The organism is Chryseobacterium oncorhynchi (assembly GCF_002899895.1).
GTDB classification, from domain to species: domain Bacteria; phylum Bacteroidota; class Bacteroidia; order Flavobacteriales; family Weeksellaceae; genus Chryseobacterium; species Chryseobacterium oncorhynchi.
The window spans coordinates 16,275-33,603 of sequence record NZ_PPEI02000007.1 but is presented as its reverse complement, the minus strand read 5'-3'; the positions used below and the strand labels follow the sequence as shown (position 1 = coordinate 33,603).

Here is a 17,329-nt window from a genome sequence, read left to right as displayed (position 1 = left end):
AAACTCCCGGAAATTAAAATTTCCGGGAGTTTTATTTTTATATAAGTCTGGATATTTAAACTTAGTTTTTTACTCTTATTCTTATCCTTTAATCCACTTCCAAAGTTCTTTCAAAGTAGCTTTATTACCATACATTAATATACCTACACGATAGATTTTTCCTGCTAGGAATATCATAAAAACTGTAGTAACCAATAGCAATACAATAGATAATGCAATTTGCCATGCAGGAACTCCAAATGGTATTCTGGCAATCATGGCAACTGGTGATGTAAATGGTATGATGGATAACCAAAAGCCTAATGGACCGTCAGGATTGTTCATCAATGAAAAACTTCCGTACATTCCCAAAGTTAACGGTAAAATTGCAAATAAAGTAAACTGTTGGGTCTCTGTTTCATTATCCACTGCAGAACCAATGGCTGCATAAATAGAACTGTAGAAAATATATCCTAAAAGAAAGAAAACAATGAATACAAAAATAATCAAAGGGAAATTCATTTCCAGTAAACTATGGGAAATCTGAGTAGCGAGTTGTGGCATATCAAGCTTACTCGTTACCTGCTCGCTCCCACCAGGGATGCTTTGCTGAAGCGGAGAAAAGCCCGTATTCAAGACCAATGCACCAATTACAGACATGGTAATCCAGATCAAGAATTGTGTCAATGCAACCAATGTTACCCCTAAGATTTTCCCCATCATCAGTTCAAAAGGTTTTACTGAAGAGATGATGATCTCTACAACACGATTGTTTTTTTCCTCCAGAACACTTCGCATAACTCTTACTCCATAAATAATAATGAACATAAAAGTTACATACATCAAAACCATGCTAAGTCCGGATTTTACTCCAAAAGTAAGATCAGAATCCTCCTTGTTATTATCAGCCACATTAATGGTTTTCAAGCTAAAACCTTTATCGAGGTCATTCAGCTGTACTTCCTGAATCCCAAGTTGCTTAATTTTTTCTTTCTTCACAACATTGGTAATGTCAGAAACAATTTTCTGCTTCGTATCAAATCCCATTTTGCTGTTGACAACCAGTCTTGTGCCTGTCTCAAGCTCATCAAAATTCTGGCTTTTTAATTCTGGTAAAATTAAAATCCCATCCAGAGACTCATTGCCTTTTAAATTATTGATCTTGGATTTTTCATCAGCCGCAGAAACAAACACGTAGTTAAGTTTATCATTGGATTTTAACTGATTGGTAAACAATCCGCTTTTATCCACAACTTCAATAACACTGTGAGACTCATTGGCTTTAAACATTAATCCGATTACTGCTCCAAAGGCAATAATCATAACAGGAGCCAATAAAGTCAATATGATAAAGGATTTTTTCTTAACCTGCGTAAGAAACTCCCTCTTTGTAATTAAAAAAATATTATTCATAAAATTAAGAATGGTTACTTACGGCATTAATAAACACCTCATTCATACTAGGAATTCTTTCATCGAATGATCTCACCTTCCCAACGTGTACAAGGTCAAGAAGAATATGATTCTGATCAGCTTCGTTTTTCAGATCAAAGGACACCAGATTATTTTCGTTGGAGAAATTGAAAATCTCGTATTTATTTTTAAAACTATCCAGCTGTTCGTTATTAACCTCGGAAAGAGTAATTCCGAAAATGTTTTTCTTGAATTTTTCTCTAACATCAAAGACTCTTCCGTCAATGATTTTTTGAGAATTGTTGATTAATGCCACATAATCACACATTTCTTCCACACTTTCCATTCTGTGGGTAGAAAGAATGATTGTAGTTCCATTGTTTTTAAGATCAATGATCTGATCCTTAATTAGGTTGGCATTTACAGGATCAAACCCTGAGAAAGGCTCATCAAGGATTAAAAGATGAGGTCTGTGCAATACGGTTACCACAAACTGAATTTTTTGTGCCATCCCTTTAGATAGTTCAGAAAGTTTTTTCTTCCACCATTGATCAATGTTTAGCTTATCAAACCATTTTTTTGCTTCATTTAGGGCATCATTCTTACTCATTCCTTTCAATTCTCCAAAATAAAGAATCTGATCACCCACGCTCATATTCTTATATAACCCTCTTTCTTCAGGCATATAACCGATATTTTTGATATGAGTAGGATTCAGTTTTTCTCCATTGATAAAGATGTCTCCTGAGTCGGCTTGAGTAATTTGGTTGATGATACGGATGAAAGATGTTTTCCCCGCTCCGTTAGGTCCTAAAAGGCCATAAATACTGCCTTTTGGTACATGGATGCTAAAATCATCCAGTGCGACCTTTTTTCCGGCATTATAGGTCTTTTTAATATGTTCAGCTTTTAGCATTAAATTGTCTTTTTACAATTAGTATAAAAAAGTTCCTAAAGTTACGGAAATATTAAAAGAGATTAATGTAAAAGAAAAAATCCTGATGATTATCAGGATTTTAATTTATTGTTTTACGATTTGAGTAACTTTCTGTGTGTTGTCACTTAAAATATAACGAATCATATATTTTCCGGGTTTTAATTTTTCAATATTAATTTCACCGGAATTCATGTTTACAGTATAATTAGCGACCTGCATACCCAAAATAGAATAAAAAGTCACACTTTTGATTCTTAAAGAAGAATCTTTTGCCTTAATGATAAGGAAATCCTTTGCAGGATTTGGATAGGCAAGCAATACACCGTCATCCGCCTTTTGAGTAGTGGAATTGGGCTCTCTAAGCTGAGCTTGTAAATTGTTGGAAAATCCAACAAAAGTGCCTGCGAATAGAATTAAAAGTAAAAGTTTTTTCATCAAATTTATAATTTCTCGAATATATATAACAAATATAACAAATTCTATAATCTCGTACAATAGTTTTTTATAGAACTTATAGTAAATTTGTAGAAACTTATTCAAAAAGTATTCCAAAATGATACATTCAAGAAATAGAAGACTTAGAGTTAATGAATCTATCAGAAGTTTGGTAAGAGAAAATGTGCTTACAACTGATGATTTTGTAATGCCGATCTTCGTAATGGAGGGCGAAAACAAGCAGGAGGCAATCCCGTCGATGCCGGGAATTTTTAGGCGAAGTATAGATTTAACAGTGAAGGAATGTAAGGAATTATTTTCTTTAGGCGTAAAAGCTGTCAATTTGTACATGAAAGTGTCAGAACACTTAAAAGACAATACAGGAAAAGAGGCGTGGAACAAAGATGGATTAATGCAGAACACGATCAAGGCGATTAAAGATGCTGTACCAGGAATGATTGTGATGCCGGATGTAGCCCTGGATCCTTATTCAATATACGGACATGACGGAATTATTGAAAACGGAAAGATTGTAAATGATGCTACCAATGATGCACTGGCAAGAATGTCGGTCTCTCATGCAGAAGCAGGAGCAGACCTTGTAGCGCCAAGTGATATGATGGATGGTAGAGTATTGGTGATCCGTGAGGCATTAGAGGAAAGTGGATTTGCAGACGTGGGTATCGTAAGCTATGCTGCCAAATATGCAAGTTCATTCTACGGACCTTTCAGAAGTGCTTTAGATAGTGCTCCAACGGATGATATGGAAATTCCAAAGGATAAGAAAACGTACCAAATGGATTTTCACAATTCCCGAGAAGCATTGAACGAAGTGTATAAAGATATTGAAGAAGGTGCTGATGTCATCATGATCAAACCAGGACTTCCTTATCTGGATATCGTTTCCAAAGTGCGTGAAGCTATTGATCTTCCTATTGCTGTTTATAACGTAAGTGGTGAATATGCAATGGTGAAAGCAGCTGCTCAGAATGGTTGGCTGGATAATGATAAGACCATCATTGAAAGTCTTACTTGTTTCAAAAGAGCAGGGGCAGATATGATCTTTACTTATTTTGCTAAGGAAGCTGCAATGATTTTAAATAAATAATTGAATGATAAATTATAGATTGTGAATTAATTTTCTGATTTGTAATTTTATATAAACTGAAAGAGATTGTCATTATGGCAATCTCTTCTTTTTCAAAAAGAGTTTTTATATATCAAGATTGAATTTTTAAAAATCTACAACTACCTGTTTCATATATTCACAACTATAAAAAAAAAGATTAAATTGTGCTCGAATAATCAAATAAAATATGTAAAAGTTAATGAATATCACTTTTAAAAAAAGCCTAAGAAGACCTTTTCAATATGTATTGGGTATTTTTTCGGCAATCTATCTTTTCTTTATATGTATTTATAGTGTCGATCAGTTTGATCTGGGCTTTATCCCCTCAATGGTAGGACGATTGCAGCAAGGGCAGGAGATGTATAAAGATTTTGATTATATCCGTCCCTTTTTTACTTTAATTTTCTGGGATTTTCTGCTTAAATGGATTCCTGCTACCTCTCCATATTTTATTTTGATATGTAGAGTTACGTTTATTATACAATGCTTCGTTACATGCTTGATTTTTCAGAAGTTACTTTTTGATAAAATAAGATACGAGATCAGTTTCCTTTTTGTGATTTGTTTTGTAAACGTCTTTCCAATTATGCCATGGCATACTGTTGACGGAATATTTTTCGGAGCTGTTTCTCTTTATTTTTACAAGAAAAAATGGTTGCTAAGTACGTTGGTATTTCTAGCAATCACAGCACTTACCAAACAGTCCTTTTTCGTTTTTACAGGTATCATGTCTCTTTTTGTACTGAAAGATATATTGAAAAAAAATAGCCTTGTCAGAAATGATATCATCGCTTCAGGGATCTTATTTCTTGTGTTGATATTCGCTGTTTTTCAATATCATATTATTGACAACTTTACCTTATTTTGGAATCTGGTTTTTAACCCTTCCATTGCTTCTAGTTTTTATGATAGCAGTATTGCTCCTTATTTATTTAAAAGCAAATGGCAATCTGCACTATTGATTAGCTGTCTGATTATCATTTATCTGGTAAAGATTAAAAAGGAAGTCATTGAAAATATTTTACTGATTATTTTTCCAGTCATAATCATTTATCCTTTATTGAATAATGGGGCTTTCATGGGGATTAATACCTTGTTTTTACTTTTGATTGTTCTATTTTTAAAATATAATCCATCTGAAAAAAATGTATTCTTTTTACTGTTTTTAGGTTGGACTTCCACTATTTCCTGGGGAGCTAATAGCCCTACATTTTTGGTGTTTATTTTATTGATTAAATTTTTGGAAGATAAATCCCACTTCTTTGGGGCTTTATGGATGTTATCTTTAAGTTCATTTTTATTGATCAGATTAAAGTACCCCTATTTTTCCGACAGCATATTTTCTACTCATTACGTATTCACAAAGGATATTCCTGCTGTTTCCGGATTATTGATTCCTGAAAAAGAATATGAGTACATTATGGAAGCCGAAAGCCTCAGTTCACAATATCCAAACATCATTTTCTTACCTGGATCACCACTTTTAGATGTGATTCATGGGAAATATCCGGATAGGGCATCTTGGGAAATGGATGTAGAATATCCACAATGGAAAACTGATTTATCAAGACTTAATGCTAACGTATTTGCCGTAGATGAAAAGAAATTTGCACTTTTCAAAGACGGCTTTTATAAAAGTACATTTACGGTAGAGGTAATGAAAAAGAAAAAAATTGTAAAGAAAACAGAATATTTTACAATTTATGGAGATGAGTAAATAGCAGCAAAACAGATTCTGTTTTACAAGTTTTAATCATCTTCTGTTCTTAAAAAGTATAAAAAATTTTATTGATTATCATAAACTAGACATAAAGAACGTACGCTGCATACAAACTTGTTTGCATTTTTGATATATTTGCCCTATGATTTTACGAGGAGAAAACTTAATCAAAGAATACGGTCCTAAAAAAGTTGTAAAAGGCGTTTCTGTACAGGTTCAACAGGGAGAAATTGTTGGTTTACTAGGTCCGAATGGAGCAGGTAAAACCACATCGTTTTATATGATCGTAGGGTTGGTTAAGCCTACTTCAGGGAAAATTTTTCTGGATAAACAGGAAATTACGACTGATGCCATGTATCGAAGAGCCCAAAAAGGAATCGGTTATCTGGCACAGGAAGCTTCCGTATTCAGAAAATTATCCGTTGAAGAAAATATTATGGGAGTTTTACAGTTGACGAAGCTTTCAAAACGTGAACAGCAAATCAAGTGTGATGAGCTTATTGAAGAATTTTCTTTACAACATGTTCGTAAAAACAGAGGAGATCTACTTTCTGGGGGAGAAAGACGTAGAACGGAGATTGCCCGTTGTCTTGCTACAAGCCCAAACTTTATCCTGCTAGATGAACCTTTTGCAGGGGTGGACCCGATTGCAGTAGAAGATATTCAGAAAATTGTAAGAAGTTTAGTAGACAAAAATATCGGAATTCTAATTACTGACCACAATGTACAGCAGACTTTAGCTATTACCAACAAAACCTACATCATGTTTGAAGGGAAGATCCTGAAAGAAGGGCTTCCTGAAGATCTTGCCAATGACCCGCAGGTAAGAGAGGCTTATCTTGGTGAAAACTTCGTGTATCAAAGCATCCTTGATAAACCGAAAAAGAAAAAATATGCCTACAATATCTGGGCAGGTAATTTCGATTCAAAATCTCAATTGCAAGGATTTGTGGATGAAAATTTCAAGCAGTACGATGACTTGAGATTGATGTATGGCTTTGAAGATATCAGTTTTGCCTCATTAGCTAATTCTGAGATTGAACATATTTTTAATGATGTAGTAGATAAGAATGTCAACAATTCATTTGTGTTTCAGAAAAAAGAAATCAATAGTAATTATTCACTGGAGCAGGCAGAAGCGGAATCTAAAGAGGTAAGCAGACCTGAACTGCATTTCCTTACTACTTATATGTACGAAGGATAAGAGAAATTTTGTAGCAAAAATTCTTTAATGTACTTATTCTGTTTTTTCTAATGAATTTGCAATTAGGAAAAATAAGAATATTGAATGTTAAAGTTATCGTCAGTGCAATACACCATGATTCTAGCCAGTTATACATAAAATGTGCATCATAAATCCTTGCACTATTGTGTAATGAGCTTAACGTAAAAGTAATGATTGCCGTAATAAACAGACTTTTAAGTATTGTTTGTTGCATTTTTCTGATTGGCAAATATAATTTCCCAATGATTAAAAGCGAGGTCAGATAAATAATGCTGGTTCATACTGTCGATAAAAGCTTGATAAGCAGTGTCTAAAAATGATTTTAATTTACAATCATAGGAGACAAACACACAAGATTTTGCAAAGCAATTGATAATAGGGCTGTCATCTTGTTCCAATAAATGAATGAGACTGCCTAATCCTGTCTTATTAGCTTTTTCAGAAATGGTAATTCCACCATTTTTTCCTCTTTTTGTTATGACTAAGTCTTTTTGAGCTAGAAACTGAACCACTTTAATAAGGTGATTACGGAGTATATCCAGTTTTCCGGACAATTCATCCAAAGAACATGAGGAAGTCTTATCATTTTGATTTAGATAGATTAATACTCGTAAACTATAGTCGGTAAAGTGGTTCAGTTTCATTGAATGTTAATTTAGATGAAGCAATTGAGGCCCAAATTCTTCATAGAGGATATCTTCTTTGGGAATGCCTAGCTGAAGTAAAGAATTATATTGAGCTTTTATAAATGCTTCGGGTCCACAAATATAATACTTTGCCTTATCAATAAGAATTTCCTCTTTAATTTCATGTAGGTCTATTCTTCCTTTTTTGGCAAAATGGGAATCATTTTCAATAGTTTCATAAAAAACATGAGTAGTAAGCCATTGATTATTAGTGTTTAAACGATCTACATGATCTTTAAATGCATGTACATTTTCATCTCTACAGCTGTGAAGCCAGACTACCGTGTTATTCTGCAACGTATTCTTTTTAGTTTCCAGCATACTCAGCAAGGGAGTTACACCTACGCCACCGCTTATTAATACTAACGGATCTTCAGAGACTGGATTGGCATAGAAAACACCGGCCGGAGCGCTGACCCATATTTCATCACCTATCTTTTTTTGATGCAATACATTAGAAACAACCCCATCTGGCAAATGTTGAATATTTTTTTCTCTCTTCACAGATATTCTGTAATATTCAGAATTGAAAGCTGACGATAAGCTGTATTGTCTTGGTTGCTCATGCCCTAATGCGGGAATAAATGTTTTCACTGAAATATATTGCCCCGGAAGATAGTCTGCAATGGCTTTATTATCCTTAGGACTTAGATAGAATGATTTAATTTCACTGCTCTCTTCTACAATATCTGTAATTACAAATGCTCTCCATCCTTTCCATCCTCCATCTTTTTGCAAAGTAGATTGATAAATTTCGTCTTCAATAGAAATCATAATTTGAGCCAATTCATTATAGGCTTGTGTCCATGCTTCTATAAGTTCATCGTTTGCTGCTTCTCCCAGAACCTCTTTTATTGAAGAAATCAAATGAAGCCCAACGATATCATATTGTTGCGGACTGATATTTAGACTTACATGCTTATTTCCGATAGATCTTAAAACATTAATTAAAACTTCAGGATTTTCAATTTGTTCAGCATAGGCTAATACGGCTCCGGCTAATGCATTCTGTTGCTTTCCACTTGCCTGATTACTCATATTGAAAATATTTTTCAGTTCAGGGTTGTGTGTAAACATTCTTGTGTAAAAATGTTTTGTTAAATCTGTTCCATTTGTTTTTAAAACGGGTACTGTTGCTTTTACAAGTGCTTTTTGTTCGTTATTCATCAGGTCTTTTTTTTATGTGATGGTACAAATGTACAAAAAAATATTAATTGTTGTATTTTAAATACAACAATTAAAAAAACGTTTATTCCCAAATAAATAAAGCAGAGTAGAGTAACCTTTCGGAATTAAGAAAACCATTTTGAATACAGCGAGATTAAAAAAACAGACTCATATAGAAAAGATAAGCTGGCATTAAGCTGGGTTTTTCTATGAATTGTTTTAAAAAAGGCTTAATTTTACTAGGACCTATACTATGATTCATGGCAAAACCTTTTAACAGAACAATTACTTTATTCGGGATTTATAAACAACTTGTTCCATTCATCAGGCCTTACAGATTAATGATCTATGGAACCTTGTTTCTAACTTTTCTTGGAGCTTTGGCGGCACAGGTAAACCCGATTGTTCTGAAGTATACTGTGGATGAGGTTACCAAGCTTACGCACCTTCCACATCCTATGACAGAGGGAATTCATATTCTGATCATCATCTCCATTATCTTACTGGGAAAAGAACTGTTAAATATTTTTATCAACTTCGGGCAGAAATTTTATGGAGAGAAAATAAGGATCAACGTCAGTTCGGTATTGGCTCAATCAGCAATTGATAAGATTTTAACGTATAAAGTTGCTTATTTTAATGATGAAAATCATGAATCCGGAAAACTGCAGATCAGAATTGATCGTGGTATTGAAAGCTTAACAAAGTTGGTTCAAAATTTTTTCATTGATATTCTTCCACTTTTCTCCAATGCCATTATTGCACTGATTATCATGTATATGCAAAATGTATATGTAGGAGCCGTTTCCACGATTATTGTGCCCATCTATTTTTATATAAGTTCTTTACAGGCTAAAAAATTAGGTGGAGTACGTCGCCAGTTAAGAAATCAAAGAGAGAAGAAGACTTCAGGCCTTTTAAACCTCATCAACTCTATCATGGTGATTAAAAGTTTTGTCCGTGAAAAATTTGAGGGTAAAAAACAATATGATCTGCAGATGCAGTTGATGGAAAGCCAGATGTTCACCAGGAAAATCAATTTTATTTATGATGGATTAAAGACATTCATTGAACAGTTTGGAGTAGTTTTAATCATTCTTTTGACCGTTTATCTGGTGCTTGATCAGCAGATGACAATTGGAGCAATTATGCTTCATATTATGCTTTTTAATAATGTTTCAGCACCAATCCGCCAGTTGCACAGGATTTATGATGACATGAATGATGCTATGATCTATGCTGAAGGGTATTTTGATATTCTCAATGCAGATAATGAAACGGAGCAGAACGGAAACTTTGTAGAAAAAGAAATTAAAGGAACTTTTAAACTTAAAGATGTAGACTTCACGTATCCCAACGGAACAAAAGCACTCCATAATGTTTCCATGAAAATTGAAAATGGGAAAACAACAGCATTGGTAGGATTGAGCGGAGCAGGGAAATCAACAGTCATTAATCTTTTATGTAAATTTTATCTGCCCGATTCCGGAGAAATTGTATTGGATGATGTCAACCTTAATGAATATGATAATACTTTTCTTAGAAGTGACCTTGGGCTAGTACTTCAGAAGAATCATATCTTTCAGGGAAGTATTGAAGATAATATCCGGTACGGAGATATGAATGCGGACTTTGAGCAAATTCAGGATGCTGCAAAAAAAGCATATCTGCATGACCAGATTCTGGATCTCCCCGATGGATATAAGCATGATGCAACCCAGCTTTCTGGAGGACAGCAACAGAGAATAGCCATTGCAAGACTGTTTCTAAAGAATCCTCCCATCATCTTTTTGGATGAGCCTACAGCAAGTTTGGATGCCATTGCCACAGAACAGATAAAGAATTCTCTGGATGCCATAAAAGAGGGAAGAACAGTTGTTATCATTTCACACTCTTTATCCCAAATTTTAGACTCAGATACCATCTATGTTATGAAAAAAGGAAGAGTGGTAGAGAGCGGAACCCATGATGAACTTTATATTAAGGATGGTACGTATCGTGAAATTTTTGACGCCTCTGCACGCAGTTTAAATCTTGATAAACTGGTGAATACTCTGAAAGATAATTAATAATTTTGCGAACTATAAACTTTTAGTCAGCGGTATATACATGAACGATCATTATCTAAAAAAACTCGACCGGGTAACGGCTATTCTTACCCAGCTTCAATCTAAGCCTGTTGTAAGGGCACAGGATCTGGCTGAGAAGTTCGATGTCAGCATCAGAACCATTTATCGGGATGTAAAAACGCTGGAAAATGCTGGAATTCCAATTGTAGGAGAAGCAGGAAATGGTTATTCATTGATGGATGGCTACAAACTTCCCCCTGTGATGTTCACGAAAGAAGAAGTTTTGAGTTTCATTACTGCTGAAAAACTTATGCAGAAATTTTCCCATCAAAGTTTGGGAAACCATTATCAGACAGCGATGGAAAAGGTACGTTCTGTATTAAGATATTCGGATAAAAATCTTATTCAGAATATTGAAAAGCAGATTGATGTTTTTAATGTTCATACCCAGAAAGAAGATTCCCTGAAAAATGTAATTCCTATTATTTTAGAAAGCATTGCAGAGAAAACCCAGTTGAGTATCGAATATCAAACGGTAGATTCAAAGGTGACTACCAGAACCATTGAAGCAGTTGGAATTTTTTTTGAATTTAATTTTTGGTATATCATGGCCTATTGTACCCTGAGAAAAGATTTCAGACAGTTTCGGGTAGACAGAATTTTACAGATTTCTAAGACGCAGGTTCCTTTTCTACAGGAATATGGACAGATTAATGATTACAGAAAATCACATGGAAATAAGGTAAGGGCAAAGCTTTTAGTAGATAAAAAAATAATGTCTCATCTGGTGAATTCCAAAAAATATTATGGATTAATTGAAGAAGTGGAGACGGATCAAGGTGTGGAACTGACTTTTGAAACAGAATGGATTGAGGGTGGATTTCCAAGATGGGTTATCACTTTTGCAGATTATGCTACTGTCTTAGAACCGGAAAGTCTTCGTGTAAAATTGAATGAACTTCTCATGAAGATGATGGATAGACATCAATAAAACCTCAACAGTTTGAATGTTGAGGTGAATTGAGGCAAAAAGATGAAATGGTTAAAAAGTTAAAGAAAGCTGATAAAGCTAACCCGCTGAGACCAGATTGAAAATTCAAGTTTGTTTCTCAGCCTACCTGCTTTCTTTAATTATTATAGTTTAATTAGAATCTCTCCCAGAAGAAAGGAGGTTCAATTCCTAAAGCTCTCAGATAAACATATCCTTGTCCGCGGTGGTGGATTTCATTGTCTACAAAATAAAGAATGTTCTCATATACTGGGAATTCATACTGTCCAAATAGGTTGAACGTTTCCTGAAGACGCTCCTCAGAAATCTGGTTGAAATAGTGATTGATAACCCCTGTTTCTTCGTCCCATTTTTTAAGGATATCTTCCTTTGTTTTTGGATTAAAACCTTCTTCAGTATAAGCTTCCATATTGTTGTCAACAATTCCCTTTAAAGCGATACCCCCAATGCTGATAAGCTCTACCGCTAGTTTAGCAAACGGTCTCATACCCCCTATTGAAAACTCAAATAATTCTTTTTCCGGAAATGCTTCGATTACCCTTCTTGTCAAGTTTCTGTGTCCTTGCCAATGCTTTAATAATTGCTCGGTTGACATGAATTGTTGTGTGGCTGTAGCTGTAGTTGTCATAATGTATTGTTTTTTGTTTGTTATTGTTATACAAAGGTAAGAGCGGGTGATGACAACAGTTTGTCAGTAGGATTTTTGATGTTGAAAAATATTTTATTTCTTTGCTAAAATATTGAGACCTACTTTTCCGTTAGAAGAAAAGTATATTAATAAAAAGAAATTGACCATTAGAATTATGAAGAAGTATATTTTGCCAGTGATGACTGCATTTTTATTAGTATCATGTAATAAAATTGAAGAAAAGATTGACCAGACCGTTCAGAAAACAACAGAAACAGTACAGCAAAAAGCGCAGGAAGCAGTAGAAGAAACTGTAAAAAAAACAGTCAATGAATCCATTAACTCTTTTACTAACTCTCAGGATGTAAAATTTAATGAAGTTTTTCCTAATTCAGGATCCATGGTTTCGGAAGATAAAGGAAAAAAGTTTAAACTTCCTACCGGAACTGAAGGATACATCTTTAAATACAAAGCTGATATTGCAGCCTTAATGCCTTTTTTAGAAAAGCAGACTACTTCTGATGAAAGTAAATCAGATAAATCGGCAAGGAAGATTGATGGACAGAGTATTATTAGTAAAATAAGTCTCATTTCAAAATTTCTTCCGGAAAATACCTTTGACACAAGCTTTTTAGAAGATATTAAAACGGATACAAGCATTGAATATTACAAGCTAAAAAGATTTCCCAACAGTAGTACAATTATCTACAACCCAAAAAACAAGACCATCATACAATACGTAGAGGTAAATAAATAATTTGGATATGGCCGGTTTCTCCCGGCCATTTTTTTTACAAGTTATTGCGAGTCATAGCTGATACAATTTCACCTCTATTGAAATTGCTTATCAAAAAGAATAAAATAATTTTTATTTGTTATTTTGATTAATTTTTTTTCAAATAAAATAGAAAGCTATTGTTATATTTCATCAATAAGCCATTTTATATTCTGTAAATTAATTATTATGTTTTTATGAATTGATAACATTTTTCTAATTATTGAATGTAATTCATATTATTTAATTGATTTTCGTATTTAGTATTTAATTTTTTTATAAATTTATTTAATTATTAATACTTGACATGAAAAATAAACTCTTTAAAAAAAAAATCTATGCATTAGTATTAAGCGGAGCTGGTACTATAGCATATGCTCAGGAAACTGTAAAAGAAAATAATATAGATGAAGTTGTGGTTACTACGGGTAGAACTAAGCCTAGAACTATAATTACCTCTGCCATTCCTATTGATAATATTTCGGCAGTACAACTAAAATCTACAGGGCAGGTTACTTTTGATAAAGCTTTGACGTATGCTGTACCATCTTTTAATTCATCACAGCAAACCGTTTCTGATGCAACGGCTCACTTTGATCCGGCAGACTTAAGAGGATTAGGCCCTTCCAGAACATTAGTTTTGGTTAATGGTAAAAGAAAAAATCAAAGCGCTTTAATTTATGTAAATGATACACCAGGAAAAGGCGAAGTAGGTACAGATCTTAAAAGCATTCCGTCAGCAGCTTTACAAAACGTAGAGGTATTGAGAGATGGTGCCTCAGCACAATATGGTTCTGATGCTATTGCAGGAGTAATTAATATTATTCTTAAAAACAGTGTTGGAAAAAGCACTGTTAATCTTTTTTCAGGGATTACTTCAAAAGGAGATGGCTTTAATATAGGGGCAGATTTTAATACGGGAATCAGAGTCGCAAAAAATGGAAGTTTGAATCTTACATTGGGATATTCTTCCCAAAATAAAACTAACCGTGCGGGTTCTATTACAAAAGATGAACTTTTTGGTGTAGATAATGCTTGGACGCAGGCTAATCCTGGTTTGGGGATGATTATAGGGCAGCCGGAGACAAGAGTTGCTAATATGTTTGTAAATTTTGAATTGCCAACAAGTGAAACAGGTAAATTTTATGCTTTTGGTGGTACAACTTATAGGAATGGAACTAGTTTTGGTTTGTATAGAACACCCTATTGGGTAACTTCAGATTTTGGTTTATTAACTCCAAAAGGACAACCTTACAATGGATTTCAGCCGCAATTTAAAACAGATGTCTATGATTATAATTTAACCTCCGGGTGGAAAGGCATGTTTGGAAAATGGAGTTTTGATGGTAGTGCAACCTTTGGCTCTAATGCAGTAAATTATGTTGTAGGAAACACCATTAATACATCTTTGGGTGGAAATTCACCAACAAGTTTTAAAGCAGGTGGCCATCAGTTTAGTAATATTATTGGAAACATAGATATCAACCGAAATTTTGGTGCGATAGTTTTAGGAGCTGGCGTTGAAGTACGAAATGAAAACTATCAAGCGAGAGCAGGAGAGGAAGCGTCTTATATAGGAAGTGGTGCAGAATCATTTCCAGGACTGCAGTCTCAAAATGAAGTCAATAAAAATCGTCAAAATATTGGAGCTTATATGAATGCTGAATGGGATGTTACGAAAAACTTGTTAGTTGGAGGAACTGTGAGATATGAAAACTTTAGTGATTTTGGAAATAATGTCTCTTGGAAAGGAAATGCAAGATATAAGTTGTTAGATGATAAATTAGTTTTCCGTGGGTCTGTTTCTACAGGATTTCGAGCGCCTTCATTACACCAAATTTATTATTCCAACGTTCAAACCAAAATTACAGGGAATACTGTAGCTAATCAGGGTACTTTTAATAATGATTCTCAAATTGTAAGATCTGATCTTGGTGTAGCAAAATTAAATGCCGAAAAAGCCTTTAATATTACTGCGGGATTTGCAGTGAAACCTTTTAAAAACCTTACTATTACAGCCGATTATTATAGAATAAAAATTAAAGACCGAGTACTTTTCTCAGGAGATATTGGTTACAAAACCGGTGCTCCGGGTAATCCGGATACAACAAACCCTGTGGAAGTAATATTAGACAATAATAAAATAACCTCCTTGAAGTTTTTCACCAATGCTGTAAATACTGTTACTGAGGGGGTAGATTTCGTGGCTAATTATTATACATCCGCTATTGGCAAAGGAAGATTGGGAATTATTGCGGCTTTCAATTATAACGAAACTAAAATAGTAGATAATATTGCCGTTCCACCTATTTTGGCTGAAAATGGTTACTCAGAAAATTTTTTTGATAGAAAAGAACAATCTAGAATTACATCTGCAAGGCCAAAAACAAAAACTATTCTTAGTCTTTCGTATGATATTTCAAAGTTTAACTTTAATCTTAATAATACTTACTTTGGTTCTGTTACATGGCAGCACGCAACTGATCCTGCCAAAGATCAGACATTTTCTGGTAAGATAGTTACAGACATCGTTTTAACATATAAAATCACGAAAGACCTTAAGATTTCCGGAGTTGTGAATAATTTGTTTAATATTTATCCGGATGTAATAGATAGCAAAGGAGATATAGTAACAGATCTTGGAGGAAGGTTCAGATACCCTTGGGAGGTGAATCAGTTTGGATTTAACGGAACAATTTTTCAGCTAAATGTTAATTATACTTTTTAATTTATAAATAAAAGAATTGGCATTTGCTTTATCATGCTTAACAAAGGGAAAGTAATCTAAAAAGATATAGAACCCATCTATACAAATATTAGCTGACATTAATTCCTAATGTCAGCTAATTATTTTTTCAGGCAGAATAGGCAGTTATTGCTACTTTTTGCATTGTACTTTATACAAAAAAAAGTATTTTAGTAGTATGAAAATTTATACAAAGACAGGCGATAAAGGTCAGACTGCATTATATGGTGGGACAAGAGTTTCCAAGGCCAGTGCAAGAGTTGACAGCTATGGAAATATAGACGAGCTGAATTCATTCATAGGAATTGCTAAAAGTCATATTGAAGATGAAGAAGTTTTGAAACAGCTGAAAAAAATCCAGTTTGATTTATTCACGGTAGGTTCTGAAGCAGCAACACCGGCGGATAAATTGATGCTAGCTAACGGAAAATCACGTCTTCCTATCATTATCTCAGAAACAGAGATTGAAGAATTGGAGCAGTGGATGGATGCCTTTGAAGGAAAATTGGAACCTCTTCAATATTTTATTCTTCCGGGTGGTGGAAAACCTGCAACATTTTTACATGCTGCAAGAACCATTTGCAGAAGAGCAGAACGTTCATTGGTATTCCTTAACGAAGCAGAAGAAGTACGTCCGGAATTAATTAAATATTTAAACAGACTATCAGATTATCTTTTTGTACTAGCAAGATATATTTCAAAAGTAAATAACGAACCGGAAGAATACTGGAACCCGAATGAGAGATAAAACATTACTTTTCATTAACGGGGACGCTCCAAAATCTTTTCCGGATTTAGATAACTATAGCCTCATTGCCTGTACGGACGGTGCTTTTCACTATCTGAAAAAAATGGGATTTCCTCTGGATAAACTGGATTTTATATCCGGTGACTTTGATTCTCATTGTGGATCGGATGAAAACGTGTATCAGGAAAAGTTTATTCTTACCTTGGATCAGGACAAAACAGATTTTCATAAAGCGTTGGAAATTATTTTAGATAGAGGAAGTTCAGAGGTAGATGTTTTTGGAGGAAGTGGAGGAGAACAAGACCATTTTCTTGGAAATCTTACCGTTGCTTTTGCATTTAAAGACCGTATGAACCTCAGATTTTATGATGAATTTTCTGAATACTATTTTATTCCCAACAATTTTACATTGAAAGGAGTAAAGAATAAAATGATTTCTCTTTATCCCTTTCCGTCGGCTGATCATATAACAACTACAGGACTTAACTGGCCTTTGACAAACGGAAATCTAAGCATCACCTCAAGAATAGGAACCCGAAATTTTGCTGTTGAAGATGAGGTTACTGTTCAGTATGAATCTGGAGATTTATTATTTTTTGTAGGAATCAACGAAATAGAATATCCGAAAATCTATTAAAAGGATCTAATTATATATCAATAGAA

General features: G+C 34.0%; 15 protein-coding genes and 1 pseudogene. 9 read left to right on the top strand and 7 right to left on the bottom strand.

Annotated elements, in window-relative coordinates; translation table 11 throughout:
* Positions 1–81 precede the first annotated feature (81 nt).
* The 3 genes from C1638_RS19125 to C1638_RS19115 form a co-directional block, all read right to left on the bottom strand.
* Positions 82–1,392: an ABC transporter permease gene (locus C1638_RS19125; RefSeq protein ID WP_109623554.1), complete on the bottom strand. Its 1,311-nt coding sequence runs from the start codon at positions 1,390–1,392 to the stop codon at positions 82–84.
* Positions 1,393–1,396: 4 nt separating this feature from the next.
* Complete coding sequence (locus tag C1638_RS19120) at positions 1,397–2,308, bottom strand: ABC transporter ATP-binding protein (protein WP_109623553.1); 912 nt, start codon at positions 2,306–2,308, stop codon at positions 1,397–1,399.
* Positions 2,309–2,413: 105 nt separating this feature from the next.
* Positions 2,414–2,764, bottom strand: a complete 351-nt coding sequence (locus tag C1638_RS19115) for a T9SS type A sorting domain-containing protein (protein ID WP_076352555.1) — start codon at positions 2,762–2,764, stop codon at positions 2,414–2,416.
* Positions 2,765–2,882: 118 nt separating this feature from the next.
* Here C1638_RS19115 and hemB point away from each other — a divergent pair, with 118 nt between their 5' ends.
* From hemB to lptB, 3 genes and pseudogenes are all read left to right on the top strand, one after another.
* Positions 2,883–3,872, top strand: a complete 990-nt coding sequence (gene hemB / locus C1638_RS19110; protein ID WP_076352554.1) for a porphobilinogen synthase — start codon at positions 2,883–2,885, stop codon at positions 3,870–3,872.
* A 220-nt stretch (positions 3,873–4,092) separates the two neighbouring features.
* Positions 4,093–5,610 (top strand): hypothetical protein, encoded by a 1,518-nt coding sequence (locus C1638_RS19105; RefSeq protein WP_109623552.1) that lies wholly within the window; start codon positions 4,093–4,095, stop codon positions 5,608–5,610.
* Positions 5,611–5,755: 145 nt separating this feature from the next.
* A pseudogene (lptB, locus tag C1638_RS19100) lies at positions 5,756–6,481 on the top strand (LPS export ABC transporter ATP-binding protein); the annotation flags it as partial.
* Positions 6,482–6,794: 313 nt separating this feature from the next.
* On the opposite strand, the gene C1638_RS22770 reads toward lptB, so the two are convergent.
* From C1638_RS22770 to hmpA, 3 genes are read right to left on the bottom strand one after another with little or no spacing between them, the layout of a single operon-like run.
* Positions 6,795–7,052, bottom strand: a complete 258-nt coding sequence (locus C1638_RS22770; protein ID WP_109623550.1) for a DUF2798 domain-containing protein — start codon at positions 7,050–7,052, stop codon at positions 6,795–6,797.
* Positions 7,033–7,482: an RrF2 family transcriptional regulator gene (locus C1638_RS19090; protein ID WP_109623549.1), complete on the bottom strand. Its 450-nt coding sequence runs from the start codon at positions 7,480–7,482 to the stop codon at positions 7,033–7,035. The genes C1638_RS22770 and C1638_RS19090 overlap by 20 nt, the downstream gene beginning before the upstream one ends.
* Positions 7,483–7,488: 6 nt before the next feature.
* On the bottom strand, positions 7,489–8,691 hold the full coding sequence (gene hmpA, locus C1638_RS19085) for an NO-inducible flavohemoprotein (RefSeq protein ID WP_109623548.1): 1,203 nt from the start codon (positions 8,689–8,691) through the stop codon (positions 7,489–7,491).
* Positions 8,692–9,032: 341 nt separating this feature from the next.
* Here hmpA and C1638_RS19080 point away from each other — a divergent pair, with 341 nt between their 5' ends.
* Entirely contained in the window at positions 9,033–10,760 is a 1,728-nt protein-coding gene (locus C1638_RS19080; protein WP_109623690.1) for an ABC transporter ATP-binding protein, read from the top strand.
* Positions 10,761–10,800: 40 nt separating this feature from the next.
* Complete coding sequence (locus C1638_RS19075) at positions 10,801–11,751, top strand: helix-turn-helix transcriptional regulator (RefSeq protein WP_109623547.1); 951 nt, start codon at positions 10,801–10,803, stop codon at positions 11,749–11,751.
* A 154-nt stretch (positions 11,752–11,905) separates the two neighbouring features.
* Here C1638_RS19075 and C1638_RS19070 read toward each other — a convergent pair whose 3' ends face one another.
* Entirely contained in the window at positions 11,906–12,397 is a 492-nt protein-coding gene (locus tag C1638_RS19070) for a DinB family protein (protein WP_109623546.1), read from the bottom strand.
* A gap of 175 nt (positions 12,398–12,572) precedes the next feature.
* Here C1638_RS19070 and C1638_RS19065 point away from each other — a divergent pair, with 175 nt between their 5' ends.
* From C1638_RS19065 to C1638_RS19050, 4 genes are all read left to right on the top strand, one after another.
* Positions 12,573–13,154: a hypothetical protein gene (locus tag C1638_RS19065; protein WP_123838402.1), complete on the top strand. Its 582-nt coding sequence runs from the start codon at positions 12,573–12,575 to the stop codon at positions 13,152–13,154.
* A gap of 325 nt (positions 13,155–13,479) precedes the next feature.
* Positions 13,480–15,900 carry a TonB-dependent receptor plug domain-containing protein gene (locus C1638_RS19060; protein WP_109623544.1) on the top strand — a complete coding sequence of 807 codons (2,421 nt, stop codon included), beginning with the start codon at positions 13,480–13,482 and terminating at the stop codon, positions 15,898–15,900.
* Positions 15,901–16,096: 196 nt separating this feature from the next.
* Positions 16,097–16,666: a cob(I)yrinic acid a,c-diamide adenosyltransferase gene (locus C1638_RS19055; RefSeq protein ID WP_106914943.1), complete on the top strand. Its 570-nt coding sequence runs from the start codon at positions 16,097–16,099 to the stop codon at positions 16,664–16,666.
* A complete protein-coding gene (locus C1638_RS19050) occupies positions 16,656–17,303 on the top strand; it encodes a thiamine diphosphokinase (RefSeq protein ID WP_109623543.1) in 648 nt (215 codons plus the stop codon). Before C1638_RS19055 ends, C1638_RS19050 begins: the two co-directional genes overlap by 11 nt.
* The last annotated feature ends 26 nt before the right edge of the window (positions 17,304–17,329 follow it).

What these genes read in the sequence shown, in the direction of transcription:
- C1638_RS19125 (WP_109623554.1), bottom strand. Translation starts at nt 1,392, where the DNA reads ATGAATAATATTTTTTTAATTACAAAGAGGGAGTTTCTTACGCAGGTT.
- C1638_RS19080 (WP_109623690.1), top strand. Translation starts at nt 9,033, where the DNA reads ATGATCTATGGAACCTTGTTTCTAACTTTTCTTGGAGCTTTGGCGGCA.
- C1638_RS19060 (WP_109623544.1), top strand. Translation starts at nt 13,480, where the DNA reads ATGAAAAATAAACTCTTTAAAAAAAAAATCTATGCATTAGTATTAAGC.
- C1638_RS19070 (WP_109623546.1), bottom strand. Translation starts at nt 12,397, where the DNA reads ATGACAACTACAGCTACAGCCACACAACAATTCATGTCAACCGAGCAA.
- C1638_RS19050 (WP_109623543.1), top strand. Translation starts at nt 16,656, where the DNA reads ATGAGAGATAAAACATTACTTTTCATTAACGGGGACGCTCCAAAATCT.
- C1638_RS19075 (WP_109623547.1), top strand. Translation starts at nt 10,801, where the DNA reads ATGAACGATCATTATCTAAAAAAACTCGACCGGGTAACGGCTATTCTT.
- C1638_RS22770 (WP_109623550.1), bottom strand. Translation starts at nt 7,052, where the DNA reads ATGCAACAAACAATACTTAAAAGTCTGTTTATTACGGCAATCATTACT.
- C1638_RS19115 (WP_076352555.1), bottom strand. Translation starts at nt 2,764, where the DNA reads ATGAAAAAACTTTTACTTTTAATTCTATTCGCAGGCACTTTTGTTGGA.
- C1638_RS19055 (WP_106914943.1), top strand. Translation starts at nt 16,097, where the DNA reads ATGAAAATTTATACAAAGACAGGCGATAAAGGTCAGACTGCATTATAT.
- C1638_RS19120 (WP_109623553.1), bottom strand. Translation starts at nt 2,308, where the DNA reads ATGCTAAAAGCTGAACATATTAAAAAGACCTATAATGCCGGAAAAAAG.
- C1638_RS19105 (WP_109623552.1), top strand. Translation starts at nt 4,093, where the DNA reads ATGAATATCACTTTTAAAAAAAGCCTAAGAAGACCTTTTCAATATGTA.
- C1638_RS19090 (WP_109623549.1), bottom strand. Translation starts at nt 7,482, where the DNA reads ATGAAACTGAACCACTTTACCGACTATAGTTTACGAGTATTAATCTAT.
- C1638_RS19065 (WP_123838402.1), top strand. Translation starts at nt 12,573, where the DNA reads ATGAAGAAGTATATTTTGCCAGTGATGACTGCATTTTTATTAGTATCA.
- hmpA (WP_109623548.1), bottom strand. Translation starts at nt 8,691, where the DNA reads ATGAATAACGAACAAAAAGCACTTGTAAAAGCAACAGTACCCGTTTTA.
- hemB (WP_076352554.1), top strand. Translation starts at nt 2,883, where the DNA reads ATGATACATTCAAGAAATAGAAGACTTAGAGTTAATGAATCTATCAGA.